This window comes from Bacillus sp. YBsi01, assembly GCF_038406745.1.
Classification (GTDB): Bacteria; Bacillota; Bacilli; order Bacillales; family Bacillaceae; genus Bacillus; species Bacillus siamensis.
In genome coordinates this window covers 3,298,119-3,322,063 of the sequence record NZ_CP151679.1, presented here as the reverse complement: position 1 = coordinate 3,322,063, position 23,945 = coordinate 3,298,119, and the positions used below count along the sequence as shown (strand labels likewise).

Genomic DNA, 23,945 nt, shown 5'->3' with positions numbered 1-23,945 from the left:
GTTTTTATCACGTTAAATTCTCCTCAAGCATGTCAAAGATGTCTCCCATTTCATCCATCTCAAGATCCTGCGCGCTGAAGTCGCTCGGCGTAAATTCTTTCTCTTCTTTGGCCGTGCAATGGCGGATGATCATTAAGAGGTTGTCTTTAAACCGCTGCATCTGTGCTTCGACTGTGCTTCTTTCATATTCTTCCTGATTGTATGAGCAGGAAATGACGAAGCGGCCGCCTGTAACCATCCCGCTGAAGCTCAGTGCGTATAACGCTTCTGACTCTTCGCTGACTTGACGCCCCATATCATATGGTGACGGTTCAAACCATTCAGTTTTCACTTCATTGTCAAACTGCCCTAGGTAGTTAAAACTGATTTCAGGCGTGACGCCTTTTTCTGTTTCATCGGATGACAGATACCGGAGAATCCCGTATCCTACGCCTTTATCAGGAACGCGCCGCACCGTCTCTTTTACCGTTTTAATGACGGAAGAGACGCCGTCTTCTTTGCTGATCTGCAGAATCAACGGATATTGAGCCGTAAACCAGCCGACCGTCCGTGAAATATTGACATTCGGTATGATTTCTTCCCGGCCGTGCCCTTCTAAGTTGATGCCGACTTTACCGTTTTCCGTCCATTCACCGATTGTTAAGCCGAGCGCGCTAAGCAGAATGTCGTTGATTTCCGTTCCGTACGGATGATGAACATCTGTAAGCAGCTGCGCCGTTTCTTCCTCGGTTAGTTCACATTTCACGGCCGCCGTATGTTTGACGAGCCGTTTTGTCGGCTCATGGTCTTTCGGCAGCGGCTGGAGTTCTTCTGCATCTGCCTGCGCCCAATAATCCGCCTGCTTCTTCAGCTCTTCTGATTGCGCAAACGTGCTCAGCGCCTCTGCCCAATCCTTAAAGGAGTGGGTTTTCTGCGGAAGGACGATGCTGTTTTGCTGCTGCGCCTGTTTATAACCTGAAGCGAAATCCTCAAGCAAAATTCTCCATGAAACCCCGTCCACGACGAGATGGTGAACCGCAATTAACAGATGATCGCCTTGTTCTGTCCGATATTGCTCTGCTTTTAACAGCGGGCCGTTCTTCAGATCAAGACTGCCCTGAAGCTGATCGGCAAGCCGCTGAATCTGGCTTTTCAGCATGTCTTCGTCTGTTCCGTACAGATCAACGATTTCAAAGCTTGCCTTGCATTCACTGACAGGGAGGTATGTCTGAATGATGCCTTCCCTTTCTTCACGATAAACCATCCGCAGTGCATCATGGTGTTCCATCAATGCTTGCAGGGTTCTTTCCACCAGAACCGGATCAAAGCCGTCTTTTGCGTGAAGCATGACGGATTGGTTCCAATGGTGTTTGTTCGTAAAGTTTTTCTCAAAGAACCAGCGCTGGATCGGCGTTAATTCTGCTTCGCCTTCGACAGGTCCCTGGTCGGCCTGCTTGCCTTCCGTCCGCTCCACGTAAGAGACGAGCTCTTCGATGGTCGGGTGCTGGAAGAGGTCTTTCATCTCCAGCTTGTAGCCGTGCTGGTTCAGGCGGCTCGCCATTTGAATGCCTTTGATCGAGTCGCCGCCGAGCGTGAAGAAATTATCGCTTACGCCGATCTGATCCAGTCCGAGCACTTCCTGCCAAATGTCAGAAAGCAGCGTCTCCATCTCCGTTTCCGGCGCTTTGTACGCGGCGCTTCCCGCTTCAATGTCCGGCGCCGGCAGGGCTTTTTTGTCAATCTTGCCGTTTGCGGTGACCGGAAGCTCGTCCATCTCCACCCAGAACGCCGGGACCATGTAGTCCGGAAGCGTGTCTTTCAGCGCGGCTTTGAGCGCTTCGGTATCATCCTGCTGAGGTGCGACATAGGCGCAAAGGGCGGTATTGCCCGCTTTGTCTTCCACCGCCGTCACCGCCGCGTCATGAACGTCCGCAAGCTGGGCGAGGCGGACTTCGATTTCTGAAAGCTCGATCCGGTAGCCGCGCACTTTGACCTGCTGGTCGATGCGGCCGATGTATTCGATGCCGCACTGCGCGTTCCATTTGACGAGGTCCCCGGTCCGGTACATGCGCTCGCCTGGCACAAACGGATCTGCGGTAAACCGCTTCGCCGTTTCTTCCTCACGGTTCAGGTATCCGCGCGCAAGTCCGCGGCCTGCCACGCACAATTCACCGGCAATGCCTTCCGGCTGCACCTGATCGCCGTCACCGAGAATATACGCTCTCGTATTGGCAATCGCCCGTCCGATCGAAAGCGATCCTTCCTCCGGATTGATGACGCCGCTTGTCGCGACGACGGTGTTCTCCGTCGGGCCGTAGTTGTTGACGATCGTGTACGGCTGTTTCACCGCCCGCTTCAGCTTGTCGCCTCCGACGAGAAGCATGCGGAGAGAGGTATTTTCCAGCTCCATAAATTGTTCGGCCAGCTGTGTCGGCAGGAAGGTGATGGTCACGCCGTGCTCTTCGAAATAGTGATTTAAGCGGGTGATATCCAGCCGGATCGCTTCGTCAATGACATGAAGCTCAGCACCGATGGTCCATGTCGGGAACATCTCCCAGATGGAGGCGTCAAAACCGAAGCCAGCGTATTTGGCGCTTTTATCCTCGGCCGTCATGGCGAATGCGTCGTGATGCCAGAAACACAGGTTCACCAGCGCGTGGTGTTCGACCATGACACCCTTCGGCTGTCCGGTCGTTCCTGACGTGTAAATCATATAAGCGAGATGATCCGCCGTGGTTTCCGTCTGCGGGTTCGCTTCATCGTTTTCATCAAGCGGCAGGCTCAGAATGGAGCGGCTGCCGTCAAGCAGGATCGTGTCTCCTTTGTAGCTTTCCGGCACGTCGAGCGCTTCCTGCGTGAGAAGCAGCTTAGCGCCGCTGTCCTGCAGAATGTAGCTGATCCGCTCTTTCGGGTAATCCGGGTCAATCGGCACAAATGCCGCGCCCGCTTTCAAGACGCCGAGTACGCCCGCGGCCATTTCCAAGGACGGTTTCGTCAAAATGCCGACACGTTCGTCAGCCGTAACGCCGCAGTCCATGAGAATGCGCGCGATGCGGTTCGCCCTTGCGTTCAGCTCGCCGTACGTCCATTTCGCGCCGTTGTATGCCACAGCCGGACGGTTTGCATAGCGGGCGGCCGTTTCTTCAAAGAGACGGTGAACCGTTTTGTCCCGCGGCACGGAGAGTGTTTTTCCTTTCCAAGCGTCAAGGAGGGCTTGTTTTTCAGCATCGCTGATCAGGGAAATCTCCGGCAGCTTTCTGTCCGGGTTTTCTGCCGCTTGCTTCAGAATCCGCAGGAACCCGGCGCTCCACTTTTCAATTGTTTCTTTTTTAAACAGATCAGTCGCATATTCAAACTGAAGACCGAGGCCTTCTTGATCCGTAAAGCCGCCGAGTGTCAGATCGAATTTCGCCGTGCCTTGGTTCGACTCATACGGAGTGATGCGCAGCTTCTCCAGTTCCAGTGTTTCTTTATCCGGATCTTCTGTCGTCACCATGACTTGGAACAATGGATTTCGGCTCATATCTCTCGGCAGGTCAAGCTTTCCGATCAGATCTTCAAACGGATAATCCTGATGCGCCAGCGCGTCGAGATTGGTTTGTTTCACCTGTTCGAGCAGCCCGGCGAAGGTCTGCTCTTTGCGCGTTTCATTGCGAAGCGCAAGCGTATTGACAAACATCCCCGGCATTTCCTGAACTTCGGCGCTCGTTCTTCCGGCAGTTACCGAGCCGATAATGATATCGCGCTGCCCCGTGATTTTGCCTAAGAAAACATGGAACGCGGCATGAAGCACCATATGAAGAGTCGCTCCCGATTGCTCCATTAATTCACGCACCGCTTTTTCCGTTTCACGCCCCGCTCTGAAGCGGACGGACTGTCCTTTAAAGCTTTGAACCGGAGGACGCGGAAAATCGGTCGGCAAGTTCAGTTCAGGAAGCTCACCGGAGAACGCGGAGAGCCAATATTGCTCATGCTCTTTCATCCGTTCGGCCTGCTCGGGTTCATTCTGCCAGACGGCGAAGTCTTTATAATGCAGGCTCGGCGCCGGCAGACTTCCGCCTTTGTAAAGATGAGCGAGCTCTTTGACCAGCATGCTTCTGGACACGCCGTCGGCAATAATATGATGCATATCCAGCAGCAGGAGGTGTTTCTGTTCATTCAGTCTGACAAGAGCGGCCCGAATGAGCGGAGCCTCACTCAAATCAAACGGCTTGATGAATGCCCGAATGATAAGATCGGCTTTCTCTTCATCCGCTGCTTCAAAGATGTGAAGTTCGATGTCAGCCTGTTCTGTGATCCGCTGCATCGGCAGGCCATTTTGATCGATAAAGGACGTCCGCAAAGATTCGTGACGATTGATCATCTGATTGAGCGCTTCCTGAAGCCTTGAAATATCGACTTCTCCCTCCATCAGAAGAACAGACGGCATATTGTAGCTGATTGTGTCCCGGTCAAGCTGGTTCAGAACGTACATCCGTTTTTGGGCGGATGATAAAGGGTATGCGTCAGCGCTGTCTGCCGGTGAGATCATCCGATATTTCTCAGATACCGCTGAATTCTCGATATATGCGGCAAGCTGACGGACCGTCGGCTGTTCGAACAGCGCTTTTAACGGAACCGTTTTGTCCAGTTCAGCCTGAATATTGGCAAGGAGCATCATGCCTTTTAAAGAGTGCCCGCCGTAATCGAAGAAATTATCGTCGATGCCGAGCGTATCCGTACCGAGAGTCTTTTTCCAAATGTGGCACAGCTTTTCCTCCAATTCCGTTTCCGGCAAGGCTGAAGCCGTTTGCGCCGTCTGGCTTGCGCCCGGTTTCGGAAGGGCGTTTTTATCTGTTTTTCCGTTGGCTGTGAGCGGAATGCGGTCTACTTGCACGAAATAGGCCGGAAGCATATGAGACGGCAGTGTTTCGGAAAGCTGTTTGCGAAGCTCAGAGCCTTTCAGCTCGCTGTCGGCTTTATAGTACGCGCACAGTTCCGGCAGTCCGCCTTCGCTGACTGCGAGAACGACCGCCTCCTGAATGCCGTTTACGCTTAACAGCACAGTTTCAACCTCTTTTAATTCGATACGGTAGCCCCGGATTTTCACCTGATCATCGGCGCGGCCGATAAATTCAATCGTCCCGTCAGAAAGCCTGCGGACGACATCTCCCGTTTTGTACATCAGGCTGTCCGGTGAAAAAGGATTTGAGAGAAATTTCTCCGCCGTCAGCTGCGGACGGTGAAGATATCCTCTGGCAAGCCCCTTCCCGGTAATATAAAGCTCGCCGCTTGCGCCCGGAGGAACGAGCTGCATTGATCCGTCCAGCACCAGGGCGCCGGTATTTGCGATCGGGCGGCCGATGACGGGACGCTGCTCATATTGATCAAGCCGTCCCATATTGATCCGTCCGGCAATGGCGCCGATCGTCGTTTCTGTCGGCCCGTAGTGATTGATGAAGTCAGTATGGGCGTATACGTCATGAAACTTGCGGACATCGGACGTGATGATTTTTTCACCGCCGAGCACCACTAAACGAAGCGGGCTGAAACGGCGTTCTGCCGTAAAACGGGCAGTATTGACGATCATATGGAACAACGACGGCGTCAGTTTCATATACGTAATGCCGTTTTTCTGTATATATTCACCAAGCTGTTCAGGCGAAGTGTACGTCTCTTTCGGCACAATGTGCAGCTCGCCGCCCGCCTGAAGAATCGGGAATATGGCCGTATATCCGAGATCAAATGCGTAAGAAGACAGCAGCACGGATTTGTCAGCTTCGGTCAAACCGGCTTCACGGCTGAACCACGTGACATAATTGACTAGATTGCGGTGCTCCAGCTGGACGCCTTTCGGTTTGCCCGTTGTTCCCGAGGTATAAATGATATATGCAAGCTGGTCGGCGTCAGGATTCGTTTCGAGCCGATCGGCGCTTTCGTTCCGCCATTCTCCGCCTTCCATTACGACCGTTTTTCCTTTATAAACGGCCGCCGCGGTCATGTTTCTCTCATTGACGACCAGAAGCTTCGTTCCGCTGTCTTCAAGAGAATAGCGGATTCTCTCTTCAGGAGTCTCCGGATCAATCGGGAGAAATGCCGCTCCGGCTTTCATGACGCCGAGAATCGCGGTAATCAAGTCGGCCGAACGATCCATCATAATAGCCACGATGTCCTCACTGCCCGCTCCGCAGGCCTGAAGATGGCGCGCAAACCGGTTCGAGCGTTCATCAAGCTCACGATATGTCAGACTTGTTCCGCCTGCAACCGCCGTGAGATCAGGCGTTTTTTGCGCTTGCCGTTCAAACAGCGAAACAAAAGTGCCATCAGGGAGATCCGCTTCCGTACGTTTTTCATCAGAGAGGAGCGCTTCCCGCTCAGGTTCAGATAACAGGCTTGCTTCGGCCAGCTGAATATCCGGATTTTCAGCGCAGGCTTTAATCAGATTGACAAAATGAGCGCTCCAGCGGCGGATGGTTTCGTCCGCAAATAAGGCTTTCGCGTAATCAAAGCTCAATCCGACCTCTTCTCCGCGCTCAGCCGCTTCTAAGGAAAGATCAAATTTAGCGACATGATGATGCATGGAGTAAGAAGAAATCTCCAAATCTCCGAGCCGCAGAGACGGGATCTCCATGTTCTGCATATTAAATAACACGCTGAACAGCGGACTCCGGCTTGTGTCCCTCGTTAACGGCAGTTTTTCAATTAATTCTTCAAGCGGATAGCTTTGATGCTCGAAAGCTTGAAGACTCGCCGTCTTCACTTCGTCCAGGAATTGCTTGAACGTTTTTTTGCCGGCAGGATGCGACCGAAGCGCGACTGTGTTGACAAACATGCCCGGCACCTCTTGGAGATCAGGATGCTGTCTTCCGGCTGCCGGAGATCCGACTATGATGTCTTCCTGCCCTGAATATTTGGACAGCAGCACTTGAAAAGCGGCTAACAAGAACATGTACATCGTCGTATCCGTATCAGCCAGCAATGTCTTAATCTGCGCCGTCACCTGTTTATCAAGCCCGAAGATGACGCGTTCCCCTTCAAAACTGCGCTCGGCAGGACGCGGGAAATCAAGCGGCAGATCCAACACCGGCAGATCGCCTTTGAACGTTTCGAGCCAGTAGGCCTCGTGCTGATCCAGATTTGCTTTTTCACGCTGCCAGACTGAAAAATCCTTATAATGAATCTTTGGCAGCGCAAGCTCCGTGCCTTGATAAAGCTTTGCCAGATCACCGATGAAAATGCCCATAGAGCTTCCGTCCGTAATAATGTGATGCATGTCAATCAACAGAAGATGACGGTCAGCTTCAAGCCGGATCAGCTTCGAACGGACGAGCGGCGCACGGTTGAGCGCAAACGGTCTGATAAAGGCTTTTGTCAGCTCTTCCGCATCTTCTTCCCGGCCCTCGGCGGTTTCCAGCTGAAAGCTCACATTTTCATGAATGGTCTGCACGACTTCTCCATCCGCCATGTCAAACGATGTACGAAGTGTCTCATGACGGTTGATTAATGCCTGCATGGCCTCTTCAAGGCGGTTTTTGTCTACTGATCCTTCCAGCAGAAGTACAGCAGGGACGTTGTAGCTCGTGCTGGCCTGTCCGAGCTGATTAAGGATATACATCCTGCGCTGTGCTGAGGAAACAGGATAATGCTTCTGATGAGGTGCTTGCCGGATCGGTTCAAACTGCTGCTCCTCCTCACTCTCATGCTCCAAATAATGCGCAAGCTCCTGAATGGTCGGCTTTTCAAATAACACTTTGATCGGCACTTCTTTTTGAAAGTGCTCCTGAATTTTAGCGGTCATCATCATGGCTTTTAAAGAATGTCCGCCAATCGTGAAGAAATTGTCAGTCACACCCGCTTTTACGCCGAGAATGCCTTCCCAAATGTCCGCGAGTTTCTGCTCCGCTTCCGTTTTCGGCGCTTCGTATTCTTTTTGAACGGCTTCAGTCTGCGGTTCAGGCAGCGCCTTTTTATCAATTTTTCCGTTCGCCGTCAGCGGAAACTGACTCATCTGTATGAAGTGCGCGGGAATCATGTATTCAGGAAGTGATTCCGAAAGTGTTTTGCGCAGGTCTTCCGGTGAAAGATCCCGGTCTGCGGTAAAGTAAGCGCAGATTTCATTTTCATCCGCTTTATTTTTCCGGATCACAGCTGCAGATTCCGTCACATTCTGCACCTGGCTGATTTTCGCCTCGATTTCGCCGAGCTCGATTCTGAAACCGCGGACCTTTACTTGATTGTCAATTCTGCCGAGAAACTCGATCGTGCCGTCCGGAAGCCACTTCGCCAAGTCTCCCGTCCGGTATATCATTTCATCCGGTCTGAACGGATCGCGGACAAATTGCTTCTCCGTTAGTTCAGGCAGATTCACATAGCCTCTTGCCACTCCGCTTCCGCCGACGCACAGCTCACCGGGAGCGCCGATCGGCTGGAGGTTGCGGTTTTCGTCCATAATGTACGCAGTGGAATTTCCGATCGGCTTCCCGATCGGGACCGAGCCGTCGTAGTCCTGATCAATGAGAAAACTCGTCGAAAACGTCGTATTCTCCGTCGGGCCGTAGCCGTTCCAAAGAGACAGCTCCGGTGACGCCTTTCTCACCTTGCTGACGATATGCGGCACAAGCGCATCACCGCCGATGATAAGGTGCCGGAGCGTGTTAAACATGCCGGCATCCTTTTGGGCAAGCTGGTTAAACAGCGGAGACGTCAGCCACATAGTCGTGATCCGATGCTCTTTCAGAAATTGGGCGAATTGTCCGGCGTCAAGCAGCGTCTCTTTTTTTACAGGATAAAGCGCAGCTCCGTTCAGCAATGCACCGAAGACTTCGAAGGTTCCGGCATCAAAGCTGACGGCTCCCGTTTGCGCCATGCGGTCTTCTTCATGAACCGGCACATAATTCGAATGTTTGACGAGCCTGATGATATTTCTGTGTTCAATCATGACGCCTTTCGGTTTGCCGGTCGATCCGGATGTATACATAATATACGCCAAGTCGTTTCCGCCGGCAGGGAGACTCAAGTTTGCTCCGCTTACCGTTTCATCCGCGCTTTCATCCAGCATGATGACCGGGACTTGCAATGCGCCCGCTTGCTCCAGATAGTCCTGAACTGTCAGCACGATCTGAATCGAACTGTCTTCCGCCATAAAGCGGAGACGGTCCTCCGGAAAAGCAGGATCAATCGGCACATATGCGCCGCCTGCTTTTAGGACGGCAAGCATGCCGATAACGGTTTCCGCAGACCGGTCGTTCATAATAGCGGCGGTCCGGCCTTTTTCCAGCCCGTTCTTCACAAGATGTCTCGCCAGGCGGTTGGCCGCTTCGTTCACTTCACGGTACGTCCATTCGCGCCCCTCTTCTTTTATCGCGATGCTTGCGGGCGTCCGGTTTGCCTGTGCTTCAAACAAACGGTGAACGGCCTCCTCTTCCGGAAGCGCCGTTTTCGTATCATTGAATATGTCAACAATCTGCCGCTCTTCTTCGCCTGAAACAAGGCCGAGATCCCGCACGGGCGCGTCAGGCGTTCCGACCGCCGCTTTCATCATGCGGGTCAGATGGTGCGCCGTTCGTTCGATGGCATCATGAGCAAAAGCCGCTCCGTTGTATTTGATTTTGACAGTCCACGTTTTTCCCGGATACACGATGAGATTGAAATCAAAGCTCGTCTGCTCAAAAGCATGTTCAACTTTAATGGAAAAGCCGAGTCTTTCCTCCATGCCCCCGTTTTCCAGCTCTTTGTCCAGCGGATAGTTTTCAAAGGCGACCAAATGATTCAAAAGGCTGCCGTCCAGAGCAGAGCGCTTTTGAATGTCATAGAGCGGCACATAATCATAGCGCTCGGCTTCCACGGCGTTTTTCTGAACTGCCGTCATCACGTCAGAAAAGGTTGCTTCTTTGTCAATCTTGATTCTGACAGGGATCGTATTGATGAACAGCCCGGCCATTGTTTCTATGCCGTTGATTTCTGAAGGACGGCCTGATACAACAGTGCCGAACACCACATCGTCTGTATAGTTGTATTTGCTGAGCACTGCGCCCCACACCGCTTGAAACAGGTTAGGCCCCGTGACTTGATGCCGGTTGGCGGTCTGCTGAATCTGCGAAACCAGCTCTTCATCCCAGACAAAAGAATATTCTTCATTTTGATAGTCTTTCTTTTCCGCTGCCAGACGGCCCGGGAGCAGGCTTGGCTGTTCGAAATCCGCTAAGCGGCTGCTCCAATATTGTTCCGCCTCATCATAATCCCGGCCTCCGAGCCATTTGATATAGTCAGAGTAAGGTTTGCCCTGGCTTCCTCCGGCGGGCCGGCCGGCACGAAGCGCTTCATAGTTTTGAAACAGGCTTTTCATCAAAACGCCCATACTCCAGCCGTCCATGACGATATGATGATTGCTCCAGACGAGATAAAGCTCCTTCTCACTGAGTCTGAATACCGCCGCTTTAAAAAGAATATCCTTCGCCAGATGAAAGCCCTGCTGCTGCACGTCGCGTTTATAGCGTTCAATATATTCGGTTTGACGAGCTTCATCTAATTGACTGATATCTTCATAGTGCACTTTCGTCTTCCGTTCGGCCAATACGACTTGGCGCGGTTTTTGAAGCTGCTGGTGCACGAATACCGTTCGCAGGATGTCATATGTCCGGATCAGCTCATTGACGCTTTTTTCAAAAAGCTCGAGCTGAAAACTTCCGTGAATCCTAAGCTCTAATTGTGTGAAGTAGGAGGAAGAATGCGGATCAAGCAGCGCATGATACAGCATTCCCTCCTGCATCGGTGTGAGTGCATACACCTTTTGAATCGATTTTTTGCTCATATGTCACCTCTGTCTTTTCTGTTAGAGAATTTCCATTAATTTATCAAGTTCATCAAGCGTCAGATCATCATCACCAAGATCACTAGGCGTAAGTTCAGGACCGTCTTGAGCCAGGCAATGATCTATGATTTTCAGGAGGTGCCCTTTAAAGCTGTCACTGAACGATTGGATGGTTTTTTCATGAAATTCGAGAGAATGATAGGCAAACGTCATCGTCATCTGCCCATTTTCTATAAATCCGACAATATCAAGCGCATTCGGCTTCTCTGTGTCCGGGCTCAGCGATTGTCCGGACGGCATATCGGATCTTGTAAATAAGCCGGAATCCGACATCTCATTAAACTGGCCTAAGTAGTTAAAACTGATATCCGGATCAATCTCAAACGAAAGATTCTCTTTATGCTCAGGCGCCGTTACATAACGCAGAATGCCGTAGCCGACTCCTTTGTTCGGGATATGCCTGATGTCTTCTTTCATTTGTTTCAGCTGATATGAAAGGTCGTCGGCGTGTTTCATCTCAAGGATCATCGGATACATGCTCGTAAACCATCCGACCGTCCGGGTGATATTCAAGCCGTCAAGAATGTCTTCACGTCCGTGGCCTTCCAAATGAACGCCGATCGTGTCTTCACCCGTCCACTCCTTCAGCGCCAGTCCGAGCGCCGTCAGCAGAATATCATTCATTTCTGTGTGGTAGGCTTCATGGACGTTTGTGGTCAGCTGTTCAGTTTGTTCAGCCGTCAGAGAGAAGCTGACCGTTCTTGTATGTCTCATGCGTTGATCCCCAGACTGCCTGTCTTTCGGGAGCTGAGTGCATACCTCTTTCTCCTCAAGCTCTTTCCAGTAATCAACTTCTTTCAGAAACGCCTTCGTATTTGCGTATTCTTTGATTCTCTCGGCAAATTCGGCGAATGAATGTGTTTTCGGCGGCAGCGCCGGGTCATTGCCTTGCTTGAGCTGTGTATAAACGGAGGTGAAGTCCTCCAGTAAAATCCGCCAAGATACACCGTCTACGACTAAGTGATGGATCGCAAGGAGAAGGTGGTCTCCGTCTTCCGCCCGGAAGAGCCCGGCCTTCAGCAGAGATCCTGTTTCCAGTGAAATACTGCTTTGAAGACGGTCTGCTTCCCGTTCGATACGGTCTTCATGATCTTCGCTGAGTCCGTTCAACTCAAAGACGTTCAGTTCAACAGACGCCTCCTCAATCCCTCTGTAATATGGCTTTTGCTCACGGTAAACCATACGGAGTGCATCATGGTGTTCCATCAATGCTTGCAGGGTTCTTTCCGCCAGAACCGGATCAAAGCCGTCTTTTGCGTGAAGCATGACGGATTGGTTCCAGTGGTGTTTGTCCGTAAAGTTTTTCTCAAAGAACCAGCGCTGGATCGGCGTTAATTCCGCTTCGCCTTCGACAGGTCCCTGGTCGGCCTGCTTGCCTTCCGTCCGCTCCACGTAAGAGACGAGCTCTTCAATGGTCGGGTGCTGGAAGAGGTCTTTCATCTCCAGCTTGTAGCCGTGCTGATTCAGGCGGCTCGCCATTTGAATGCCTTTGATCGAGTCGCCGCCGAGCGTGAAGAAATTATCGCTTACGCCGATCTGATCCAGTCCGAGTACTTCCTGCCAAATGTCAGAAAGCAGCGTCTCCATCTCTGTTTCCGGCGCTTTGTACGCCGCGCTTCCCGCTTCAATGTCCGGCGCCGGCAGGGCTTTTTTGTCAATCTTGCCGTTTGCGGTGACCGGAAGCTCGTCCATCTCCACCCAGAACGCAGGGACCATGTAGTCCGGAAGCGTGTTTTTCAGCGCGGCTTTGAGCGCTTCGATATCATCCTGCTGAGGTGCGACATAGGCGCAAAGCGCGGTATTGCCCGCTTTGTCTTCCACCGCCGTCACCGCCGCGTCATGAACGTCCGCAAGCTGCGCGAGGCGGACTTCAATTTCTGAAAGCTCGATCCGGTAGCCGCGCACTTTGACCTGCTGGTCGATGCGGCCGATGTATTCGATACCGCACTGCGCGTTCCATTTGACGAGGTCCCCGGTCCGGTACATGCGCTCGCCTGGCACAAACGGATCTGCGGTAAACCGCTTCGCCGTTTCTTCCTCACGGTTCAGGTATCCGCGCGCAAGTCCGCGGCCTGCCACGCACAATTCACCGGCAATGCCTTCCGGCTGCACCTGATCGCCATCACCGAGAATATACGCTCTCGTATTGGCAATCGCCCGTCCGATCGAAAGCGATCCTTCCTCCGGATTGATGACGCCGCTTGTCGCGACGACGGTGTTCTCCGTCGGGCCGTAGTTGTTGACGATCGTGTACGGCTGCTTCACCGCCCGCTTCAGCTTGTCGCCTCCGACGAGAAGCATGCGGAGAGAGGTATTTTCCAGCTCCATAAATTGTTCGGCCAGCTGCGTCGGCAGGAAAGTGATCGTCACGCCGTGCTCTTCGAAATAGTGATTTAAGCGGGTGATATCCAGCCGGATCGCTTCATCAATGACATGAAGCTCCGCGCCGATGGTCCATGCCGGGAACATCTCCCAGATGGAAGCGTCAAAACCGAAGCCCGCGTATTTGGCGCTTTTATCCTCCGCCGTCATGGCGAATGCGTCGTGATGCCAGAAGCACAGGTTCACCAGCGCGTGGTGTTCGACCATGACCCCCTTCGGCTGTCCGGTCGTTCCTGACGTGTAAATCATATAAGCGAGATGATCCGCCGTTGTTTCCGTCTGCGGGTTCGCTTCATCGTTTTCATCAAGCGGCAGGCTCAGAATAGAGCGGCGGCCGTCAAGCAGGATCGTATCTCCTGTGTAGCTTTCCGGCACGTCGAGCGCTTCCTGTGTGAGAAGCAGCTTGGCGCCGCTGTCCTGCAGAATGTAGCTGATCCGCTCTTTCGGGTAATCCGGGTCAATCGGCACAAATGCCGCGCCCGCTTTCAGGACGCCGAGTACGCCCGCAGCCATTTCCAAGGACGGTTTCGTCAAAATGCCGACACGTTCGTCAGCCGTAACGCCGCAGTCCATGAGAATGCGCGCGATCCGGTTCGCCCTTGCGTTCAGCTCGCCGTACGTCCATTTCGCGCCGTTGTAAGCCACAGCCGGACGGTCTGTGTGGCGGGCGGCCGTTTCTTCAAAGAGACGGTGAACCGTTTTGTCCCGCGGCACAGAAAGTGTTTTTCCTTTCCATGCGTCAAGAAGGGCTTGTTTTTCTGTTTCATTCACCAATGAAAGCTCAGAAAGCTTCGCTGCCGGATTTTCCGCAGCGGCTTCTAACAGATGAAGCCAATAATGCTTCCACGTCTCTGCCGTTTCCGGTTTAAACAGCGCAGTGTTATATTCAAGCACAAACGTTAAGCCTCCGTCTGTGTCATCAGCCGTCATCGTCAGATCAAACTTGGCTGTTTTTCTGTCAAACGGATGGTGCTTCAGCTCAATTCCTTCCATGACCAGATCTTCAGCATTTGCGTTTTGCATGGAGAATACCGCATCGAACAGCGGATTTCGGCTCGTATCACGCTGCACCTCAATCTTTTGCAGAAGGTCCTCAAGCGGATAATCCTGCGCATCAAATGCACGTAAAGCGGTTTGTTTTACTTCTTCAAGATAATCTGTGAACGTTTTGTCCGCTTCCGGATACGACCGAAGCGCGAGTGTATTCACAAACACACCGATGACGTTAGCGAGATCCGCATGTGACCGTCCCGCAACCGGAGAGCCGACAATGATGTCATGCTGTCCGCTCAATTTTGAGAGAAAAGCGCTGTATGACGCCAGCAGCACCATGTACATGGTAGAATCCGTTTGTTTCGCAAGACTGCGAAGAGCCGACGTCTGTTCTTCAGTCAGTGAAAAGACCAGCTTGTCTCCTTCAAAGGTTTGCACAGCCGGACGGCTGTAATCAGCCGGCAGCGTCAATACCGGAAGCTCGCCGTCAAGCTCCCGAAGCCAATGCTCCTCCTGCTTGCGGTATTGCTCTGATTGAATAAATTTCTGCTGCCATACCGCATAGTCTTTATAATGAATCCGCGGCGGCTCAAGCGTTTCGCCGCCATACAGGCGGGACAGTTCATCTATCAGCACGCCGACTGAAGCGCCGTCTGAAATGATATGGTGCATGTCAAACAGCAGAAGGTGATCATGTTCAGCCAGCTTAACCAGCCCCGTTCTGACGAGAGGAAGCTGATCCAGGCGGAACGGCCGGATAAAGCTCTGAATAATTTGTCCTGCGTCTTCCTCAGAGGCTTCGTAATATTCCATGTCAATATCAGCTTCGGCCCATATACGCTGAACCGTTTCTCCATCCTTTATGTCAAACGTCGTTCTGAAGGCTTCATGGCGTTCTGTCAGCTGTTTCATGACAGATTTCAGCTTTTCTGCATCTAGCTTCCCTTTTAAGCGGAGCACAGACGGCATGTTATAGCTTGTTTCAGCGCCTTCCAGCTGCTGAAGCACGAACATCCGCTTCTGCGGTGAAGAAACCGGATACGTTTCCTGCACAGCCGCCGGTACGATGCTTTCAGCCGTCTTCCGCTCAGCGCCTTCAATCAGCTGCGTCAGTCCCGCAACCGTCGGAGAAGTGAACAGATCCTTTAATGTAAGCTGCACGCTGAAGGTCTTCTGGATGAGAGCAAGCAGTTTCATTCCCGCTAACGAATGGCCTCCGATCTCAAAGAACTGATCGTGCACGCCGACCCGCTCCATTTGCAGCACCTCAGCCCAAATATCCGCCAGTTTTTGTTCTGTTTCATTGCGCGGCGCCGTATATGACACAGCATTCGCTGCAGTCACATCAGGCATCGGCAGCGCCCGTCTGTCGATCTTCCCGTTTCCTGTAAGAGGCAGTTCATCCATTTGAATAAAGACGGCCGGAATCATATAAGCCGGAAGATCCTTCGCCGTATGCTCCCTCAGCTCCTGGGAAGAGATTTCTCGGAGGCCGACAAAATACGCGCAAAGAAGTTTGTCACCCGCTCCCTGGTCCACAGCGAGCACGATGCATTCCTGAATCTGGTCATGGCTTTGGATCTGGTGCTCAATTTCACCAAGCTCAATCCGCTGGCCGCGGATTTTCACCTGATGGTCGATACGTCCGATAAACTCAATATCGCCATTCGGCAGCCATCTGGCCAAGTCGCCCGTTTTATACATCCGTTCCCCTTCCTTAAACGGATGCTTTACAAATTTTTCTTCCGTCAGTTCAGGACGGTTGTAATAGCCTTCCACGAGACCTTCCCCGCTGACGCACAGCTCGCCCGGGATACCTGCCGGCTGCATTCGTCCGGCCGTGTCCATGATGAAGATTTCCGTATTGCTGACCGGTTTTCCGATCGGAACAGAGAGCGTATCCTCTTCAATCACATCCACCGGATGGTATGTCGCAAACACCGTGCTCTCAGACGGACCGTACATATGAAGCAGCTTTCCTTTTCCGACTGCCGCAAGCGCCTTTTTGACATGCTCAACAGACGCCCTTTCGCCCCCGAACATGATTTTCCGAAGCGTCGTCAGACAGGACGGCTCCATATCAACAAGCAGGTGGAACAGGGCCGTCGTAATCATCAGAATGCTTACATTCTCCCGTTTGATCACGCGGGACAAACGGGTCATGTCCAGCACCGTATCTTTCGGGACGATCACAAGCTTTGCACCGTTTAACAGCGAACCGAACATATCAAACATAAAGGCGTCAAAGACGTAGTTTGACAGTCCGAGCACAGTATCTTCTTCAGAAACGGTCAAATAGTTCGTGTTCTTTACCGTCCGCAAAATGTTGGCATGTGTGACGATGTTTCCTTTCGGCGTTCCCGTCGTTCCTGATGTATAAGTGAGATTGGCAATCGTCTTGGAGTCAAACGGCAATGCTGGATTATGAGAGTCCTTTTCATAGCTTTCCTCATCATCAGCAAGCACAATGACGCCTTGAAAACCGGCCTTTTCCGCAAGCGGCTTGAGGCTTTGCTGAGTCAGGAGCACATTCGCCCCGCTGTCGCGGAAGAAATGCTGAATCCGCTGAACCGGATGCTCAGGATCAATCGGCACATAGGCAGACCCCGCTTTTAACACAGCCATAATGGAAACAATCATGTCCATTGACCGTTCACATAAAACAGCCGCGGTTTTCCCGCCGCCTCCGACCGAAAGAATATGCCGCGCAAGCCTGTTGGCGCGTTCATTCAGCTGCTGATACGACAGGGTTTCCCCTTCGAACTGAAGAGCCGTCCGGTCAGGGTTCTTTCGGGCCTGTTCTTCAAAGATCTGCACGATCGTTTGCTCTTTCGGGTACACTGTGCGTTCCGGATTGAACCGCTGTAATTGATTCAAAGCCTCCCGTTCAGAAAGCAGATCATATTCTCTGATTTTCGCATCCGGCTGAGCTGCCGCACTCTCCAGCAGGCGGACATAGTGCGCAAGCAGGCGATCCGCCGTCGAACGCTTAAACAGCTTCGTGCAATAATCCAAATCGAGCGCAATGCCTTCCGCTGTTTCCCGGGCCTGCATTGTCAGATCGAATTTGGCGATATTGAAGTTGGTTTCATGAAGAGACAGCGTAAGATTGCCGATTTCCGGAATTCCGTTCGAAGCATTTTGCAGACTGAACATCGTATCAAATATCGGATGCCTGCTCATATCCCGGGGCACATTCAGCTCCTCGGTCAGCCACTCAAACGGATAGTCCTGGTGAGAAAACGCGTCCAGCACCTGCTTGCGAACATGACCTAACAAGTCTGTAAATGTCTGATCCTGCTTCACGGAGCTTCGCAGCGCAAGCGTGTTGACAAACATCCCGATCAGTCCCTCGGTATCGGAATGATTTCTTCCCGCCGATGGTGTTCCCACGATGATGTCTTCCTGTCCTGAATACTTAGAAAGCAGCGTATAATATGCCGATAACAGCACCATATAAAGGGTGGCTCCGTTTTTCCCGGCGAGCTTCTGCAGCCGGTCCCGCAGCTCTTTCGGCAGCTTGACTGATACGCGGTCACCCTCAAAGCTTTGCACCTGCGGCCGCGGGTAATCAGGGAGCAGCTGAAGCACCGGCAGTTCGCCGCTAAAGACTTCTTTCCAATACGCCCGCTCTTTCTTGTAGCCTTCTTCCGCCCGTTCCGCTTGCCAGACGGCGTAATCTTTATATTGAATATGCAAGTCAGGCAGCTGTTTTCCGCTATAGATCTCTGCCAGTTCCTTCAGCATGATGGAAATTGATACTCCGTCTGAAATCAGGTGATGCATATCAAACAGCAGCATATGGCGATTGTGACCGAGCGTTTGCAGGCCGATTCTGAACAAAGGCGCCTCCGCCAGCTCAAAACGGCGCACAAAATCCTTCATTACCTGTTCATTCGTTCTCCCGCTCGCTTCGATCATTTCGATATGAAACGGAACATGCTCGTGAATCACCTGTCTCGGCGTGCCGTCCTCTGATTGAAACGATGTTCTGAGCGCTTCATGCCTGCTGATTAAGACAGAAAATGCACGCTCAAGTTTTTCACGGTCTAAAGCGCCTTCGATAACGGCTGCTGCCGGCATGTTATACCCGACCCCCGCATCTTCAAATTGACTCGCGATGTAGATGCGCTGCTGGGCGAGCGAAAGCGGATAGCTCGCCTGCTGCTCAGCCGGCTTAATCGCACTGTAATCCGGCCCTTCGTTTCGGCTTACCGCATAATCGGCAAGCGCCGCGATTGTCGGATGCTCAAACAAATATTGCAGCGGGATTTCCACGCCCATTTGCTTATGAATTTTCGTCAAAAGCGTCATTGCCTTTAAGGAATGACCGCCAGACTCGAAGAAATGGTCATAAATACCCACCTTGTCCATTCCGAGGACTTCCTGCCAGATGACGGCGAGCGTTTTCTCCGTCTCATTTCTCGGCGCCGCATACTCTGACGAACTGACAGCCTGCACATCAAGTGCAAACAGCTTTTTGCGGTCTGCCTTCCCGCTCGGCGTAAGCGGAATTTTATCCGTTTTTGTAAAGTAAGCGGGCACCATGTAATCAGGAAGGTGTTTGGACACATACTCCCGGTACTCGGCAGGATGAAACTCGGTTCCTTTTTCTTGAACGATATATGCGCAAACATCTAAGCTGCCCTGCTGATCCGGCCGTGCCAGCACGACGGCCTCCGCCGCGCCCGGAGCTTTTCTGAGCACCGTTTCAATTTCTCCCAGCTCAATACGGTAGCCGCGGACTTTCACTTGATCGTCTTCTCGGCCGATATATTCAATTGTTCCGTCCGGCAGCCAGCGCGCCATATCACCCGTGCGGTACATGCGGCCGCTCTCGTTGAACGGATCCTGCAAAAACTTCTCTGCGGTCAAATCCGGAAGATTTAAATAGCCGCGGCCTACACCGTCTCCCGCGATATACAGCTCACCAGCCGTACCGTCAGGCTGAAGCCGTTTGTGCTTATCCAATATATACAGCCGGGCGTTGCCGAGCGGTTTTCCGATCGGAACGTACGCCGCCTGCTGATTCATTCCGTTATCTTGTGACACCTCATGCACGGACGCATCTACGCACGTTTCCGTCGGCCCGTAGACATTTGTCAGCCGCGGCGCTTTGCCCGATTGATGAAAGAGCGCCATCAGCTGTTCAGCAACAGCGGCGGACAGGCCTTCTCCCCCAATGAGCATGTGGCGCAGTTCAATTCCGCTGACATCTCCCGCCGCAACCATCATCTGCAGATGAGCAGGCGTTCCGTCAGTGGCTTCAATCCGGTTTTGACGATAATAGTCCAGCAGTGCCGAGCCGTTTGTAACAGTTGTTTTCGGCACGATATAAAGCGTCTGACCTAAAAGAAGCGAGGCGAAAATCTGTTTAACGGACGCATCAAAATGAAACGGGGCCAAAAGCGCCATTCTTAATGTCTGTTCACCGCACTGATAAATCTCCTGCTGCAGTGATTGAACCAGGTGATGAACTTGCCGGTGTTCAATCATCACGCCTTTCGGCCGCCCAGTTGTACCGGACGTATAGATAATGTAAGCCAGCCGGTCTGATTGTGTGCAGACACCGTCAGCGGCTGTCTCATATTGAACGGCCTCATCAAAATCAATCTGTTCGGCATTCGTTTCAGGCGCCTGTATTCCCGCCTCTGTCAGAACAGCCTTCGCTCCGCTGTCCTCCAAGATGTACTGAATCCGATCCGCCGGAAAGTCAGGATCAATCGGCACATAGGCGCCGCCCGCTTTCAAAATTCCCAATATTGCCGCAATAACACGGTCAGATCGGCCAAGCAGCACAGCGACAGGAGAATCGGCTGATATCCCGGCTTTAAGAAGGCGTCCGGCGATACGGCCTGACTGTTCATGCAATGTGTGATAGGACAATGTCCGGCCTTCATATACCACCGCGGGTTTGTCAGACAGTGCCTTCGCTTTCTCTTCAAACAGCGCCGGAATCGTCATCTCCTTGCGATAAGCGACCGGATTGCCGGAGGCACGCTTCAGAAGCAGCTCTTTCTCCGATTCTGAAAGAAGAGCGAGCTCATCAATTACACGGTCAGGAGATGATATCGCATCTTCAATCAGCGTGATCAAACGTTCAGAAACAGAAGCAATTTCGTCCGCCTTAAATATGTCACTGCGATAGTCAAAATCAATCGTCAATTTCCCAGTGTCCCATCGTTCCTTCACGTGAATCGATATATCATTTGTTCCGCTTCCGCTGAAGATCGGGTCTGTCAGGAAGGACAGATTCTCTTTTTTCTGCCACTGCATCACTTGATACTCCAAAGCCACCGTAAACAATCTGCTCAGCGAACTTTTTGAAGCACGCAAATCATTGACAAGCAGGTTATACGGATACTTTTGGTGGCGGAGAATTTTCATCAGATCCTTCATCCGGCCTTTGACGAATTCCAAGAACGGCTGGCTTCCGTCAACACTTGTCCGGACAGGCACCGTGGATACGAACATCCCGAGCATCTGCTTTTCTTTCGCATTCGTCCGGTTTCCCATAAACGTACCCGTGACGACGTCATCCCGGCCTGTCACTTTGTAGAGATAAGCGATCAGAGCTGACTGGAACAAGGAAAGAACGCTGACTTTATGCTCCCCGCAAAATGTTTGAATCCGGCCGTACAGGTCATGAGGAATTTCTTGAGAAAACCGTTTCGCATCAAGACCCGCATCTGCCTGGCTCCGTTTTAAAGACACAAGCTCCGGTACGGTCTCAAACTGTCCGTTCCAAAAATCCCGATCCTTTTTAAACCGCTTCGACTGCACATATTCCTGCTCTGTCAGCACATGCTCGATGAAGGAAGGAATCTCCGCCTCGTTCTCACTTGCTCCGCCCGAAAGCTCCAAATAAATATCAGTAATCGTATTGCCCAGAATCGTCATGGAAATTCCGTCTGAAATAACGTGATGCACATTAACGTAGAACCATACCTCATTTTCGCTGATGGTGTACACGGAAAAACGGAATAAATCCTGATCATATAACGCCAGAGGTTTGCTTGCCTCGTCACGTCCCCATTTTGACAGCTCTTCCGCAGAGCAGCCGGCTTGCCTGATGTCTGTATGCTCGATCGTCAGCGGATGGTATTCGCTCACATATTGAACGGGCTCTCCCTCATCATCAAGCCGAAGACGGATTCTCATCGACTCATGGCGACGGACGAATTCCTGTATCGCTTTCTCAACGATATGAGCTTGTACGCCGTCCTCAGAATTGAGCTTTCCGAAACCCGCAAGATTTGAAATACTTGTGTTCGGATAGAATTTTTCTGTATACCAGATACGTTTTTGTGCATTTGTTAAAGGATAAAAAGTTATTTCCATATGTGTGCGCCTCCCCTTTTTAAGATAAATTTGTCAATTCTCCCTTAGAAACAGCCTCCCTCAATGTCCCTAACTCATTATCAAGCCAAAAGAACCACTTACCTCCAAAACGATCCCGATTTAACCACCGCCGAAATCCGCAATCCATTCACCCGCACAGTCCGAAATTCGGCTCAAATTTATGAGAAATCAAGACAAGAATCCAATGTTTGTAAGCAACAGGGTTTACCTATTTCTTCATGAATTACTATATATCTACTTACGTTCACTTTATATGAAATTATTGTTTTTATCACCGAAAAATGGGTGAAAAGTTTCATGCGGCACACCGAAAAAAATTCCGACAATTCCAGAGGGTATTTTGCGGCATCCCGCAATTTATTTTTAAAAATATTATTTATGTAAAATTAAAAATCTTTAAACTATAGTATAAATCTTTCGAATATCCAGTTATGGCAGAATGAAAATAGTTTTCATATATTAGCTGATGGGGAAAAAACAGCGCAAGAACCGAAACAGGAGATTTAATCGTTCGCAATATGATTTCATTAAACCGCGCAAAAAAAAGCGCCCTATTTTCCATAGAGCGCTTCAAAAAGATTCCTTTATTGCAGTTTTATCAATGTTGATTAATTCCATATATTCTTTTCCCCACTTATACATAGCATCCAAAATCGGCATAAGGGTCTCTCCTTGCTCCGTTAATGAGTACTCCACTTTCGGGGGAACAACAGGGTAAACTTCCCTATGAACGATCAGATCCTGCTCCAGCTCCCTGAGCTGATTCACAAGAATTTTGTGCGTAATATCAGGAATTAAAGCTTTCAGCTCATTAAATCGTTTTGTCCCTTCTTTTCCCAGGTGCCACATAATCAGCATTTTCCACTTCCCGCCTATCACGGCAAGCGTCAATTCCTTTTCGCAATTAAACGTTTTCTTATCCATTCGGCTCACGGGCTATTCTCCTTCCTCTTACTTTTCGTACGTTGATCATCTATAAACACTTGCTTACTTTTTCACAGAGCTTTCATCCATTTATACTACCACGCAGTTTTGCTGAGACAAAACACATTGCCTGCGGGGGACAGTATCCTCAAAGTAACTATTAGACTTTAAAGTGCGTACTTTTCAACATGCAGGGCACTCTATAGAATGTAGATACATTAAGAAGAGGAGTGAATATACAGTGGAATTACAGCTGGCATTAGACTTAGTGAATATCCCTGAAGCAATTGAACTTGTGAAAGAGGTCGAACAATATATAGATGTTGTAGAAATCGGCACTCCCGTCGTCATTAATGAAGGACTGAAAGCCGTGCAGGAAATGAAAACAGCCTTTCCTCACCTGAAAGTGCTTGCCGATCTTAAAATCATGGATGCAGGCGGTTACGAGATTATGAAAGCGGCAGAAGCAGGCGCCGACATCATCACCGTTTTAGGGGCGACAGATGATTCGACGATCAAAGGAGCGGTTGCCGAAGCAAAAAAACAACAGAAAAAAATCCTCGTCGATATGATCAACGTAAAAGACCTTGAAACACGGGCAAAAGAAATTGACCAACTCGGTGTTGATTATATTTGTGTCCACACAGGTTATGATCTTCAAGCAGAAGGAAAAAATTCATTCGAGGAACTGACGGCGATTAAAAAAGCAGTCAAGAGCGCTAAAACCGCAATTGCCGGAGGCATTAAACTTGATACGCTTCCTGAAGCCATCAAACAAAACCCAGATTTAATCATTGTCGGCGGAGGCATTACGGGAGCTGACAATAAAGCGGATACTGCTTCTAAAATGAAACAGCTGATCACACAAGGATCATGAAAACGACGGAATACTTACATGAAATCATAAATGAATTATCCCGTACCGCAGCGTTAATAGCCGACAATGAAGCTGACAAGCTTGCGGATCAGATTTTAGCTGCAGATCAGACCTTCACGTCCGGAGCGGGCCGTTCTGGTTTTATGGCTAAAGCGTTCGCCATGAGGATGATGCATATCGGGCTGAACGCTTACATCGTCGGTGAGACGCTTGCCCCTCCCCTCAAAGAAGGCGGTCTCGTCATCATCGGCTCAGGCTCAGGCGAAACAAAAAGCCTGCTTCATACCGCTGAAAAAGCCAAAAGCCTTAATGGCACCATCACTGCATTAACGATTAATCCTGACTCGAGTCTCGGCAGACTTGCGGATCTCACGATAACAATTCCCGGCTCTCCTAAGGATGAGACCGGCGGAGACAGAAAGACGATTCAGCCGATGGGCTCTTTATTTGAACAGACTCTCCTGCTGTTTTACGATGCGGTTATTCTAAAAATCATGGAGAAAAAAGAACTGAATTCGGCAGACATGTTTGCAAATCATGCAAATCTGGAATGATATACTGGCGGCCTTCTTATCAGAT

Annotated in this window: 5 protein-coding genes and 2 pseudogenes; 2 read left to right on the top strand and 5 right to left on the bottom strand. The window is 51.0% G+C overall.

Annotation, left to right across the window (positions count from 1 at the left end; translation table 11 throughout):
• Window positions 1–7 precede the first annotated feature (7 nt).
• The 5 genes and pseudogenes from srfAB (AADZ70_RS16720) to AADZ70_RS16700 all read right to left on the bottom strand — a co-directional run.
• Window positions 8–7,549, bottom strand: a pseudogene (gene srfAB / locus AADZ70_RS16720) (surfactin non-ribosomal peptide synthetase SrfAB); the annotation flags it as partial.
• A complete protein-coding gene (gene comS, locus AADZ70_RS16715) occupies window positions 7,495–7,659 on the bottom strand; it encodes a competence protein ComS (RefSeq protein WP_277814035.1) in 165 nt (54 codons plus the stop codon). The gene comS and the pseudogene srfAB (AADZ70_RS16720), both read right to left, overlap by 55 nt.
• Window positions 7,660–7,723: 64 nt before the next feature.
• Window positions 7,724–10,714 (bottom strand): annotated as a pseudogene (gene srfAB, locus AADZ70_RS16710) (surfactin non-ribosomal peptide synthetase SrfAB); the annotation flags it as partial.
• 75 nt (window positions 10,715–10,789) lie between these two features.
• On the bottom strand, window positions 10,790–21,544 hold the full coding sequence (srfAA, locus tag AADZ70_RS16705; protein ID WP_342007350.1) for a surfactin non-ribosomal peptide synthetase SrfAA: 10,755 nt from the start codon (window positions 21,542–21,544) through the stop codon (window positions 10,790–10,792).
• Window positions 21,545–22,135: 591 nt separating this feature from the next.
• Window positions 22,136–22,498, bottom strand: a complete 363-nt coding sequence (locus AADZ70_RS16700) for a helix-turn-helix domain-containing protein (RefSeq protein WP_016936795.1) — start codon at window positions 22,496–22,498, stop codon at window positions 22,136–22,138.
• Window positions 22,499–22,730: 232 nt separating this feature from the next.
• On the opposite strand from AADZ70_RS16700, the gene hxlA reads away from it, so the two are divergent.
• Window positions 22,731–23,366 (top strand): 3-hexulose-6-phosphate synthase, encoded by a 636-nt coding sequence (gene hxlA, locus AADZ70_RS16695; RefSeq protein ID WP_016936796.1) that lies wholly within the window; start codon window positions 22,731–22,733, stop codon window positions 23,364–23,366.
• Window positions 23,363–23,920 (top strand): 6-phospho-3-hexuloisomerase, encoded by a 558-nt coding sequence (gene hxlB, locus AADZ70_RS16690; protein ID WP_342007349.1) that lies wholly within the window; start codon window positions 23,363–23,365, stop codon window positions 23,918–23,920. The genes hxlA and hxlB overlap by 4 nt, the downstream gene beginning before the upstream one ends.
• Window positions 23,921–23,945: the final 25 nt, after the last annotated feature.

Bases quoted from the DNA above. Each gene is read 5' to 3' on its own strand.
- comS (WP_277814035.1), bottom strand. From the start codon at position 7,659: ATGAGAGTGAGGAGGAGCAGCAGTTTGAACCGATCCGGCAAGCACCTC.
- srfAA (WP_342007350.1), bottom strand. From the start codon at position 21,544: ATGGAAATAACTTTTTATCCTTTAACAAATGCACAAAAACGTATCTGG.
- hxlB (WP_342007349.1), top strand. From the start codon at position 23,363: ATGAAAACGACGGAATACTTACATGAAATCATAAATGAATTATCCCGT.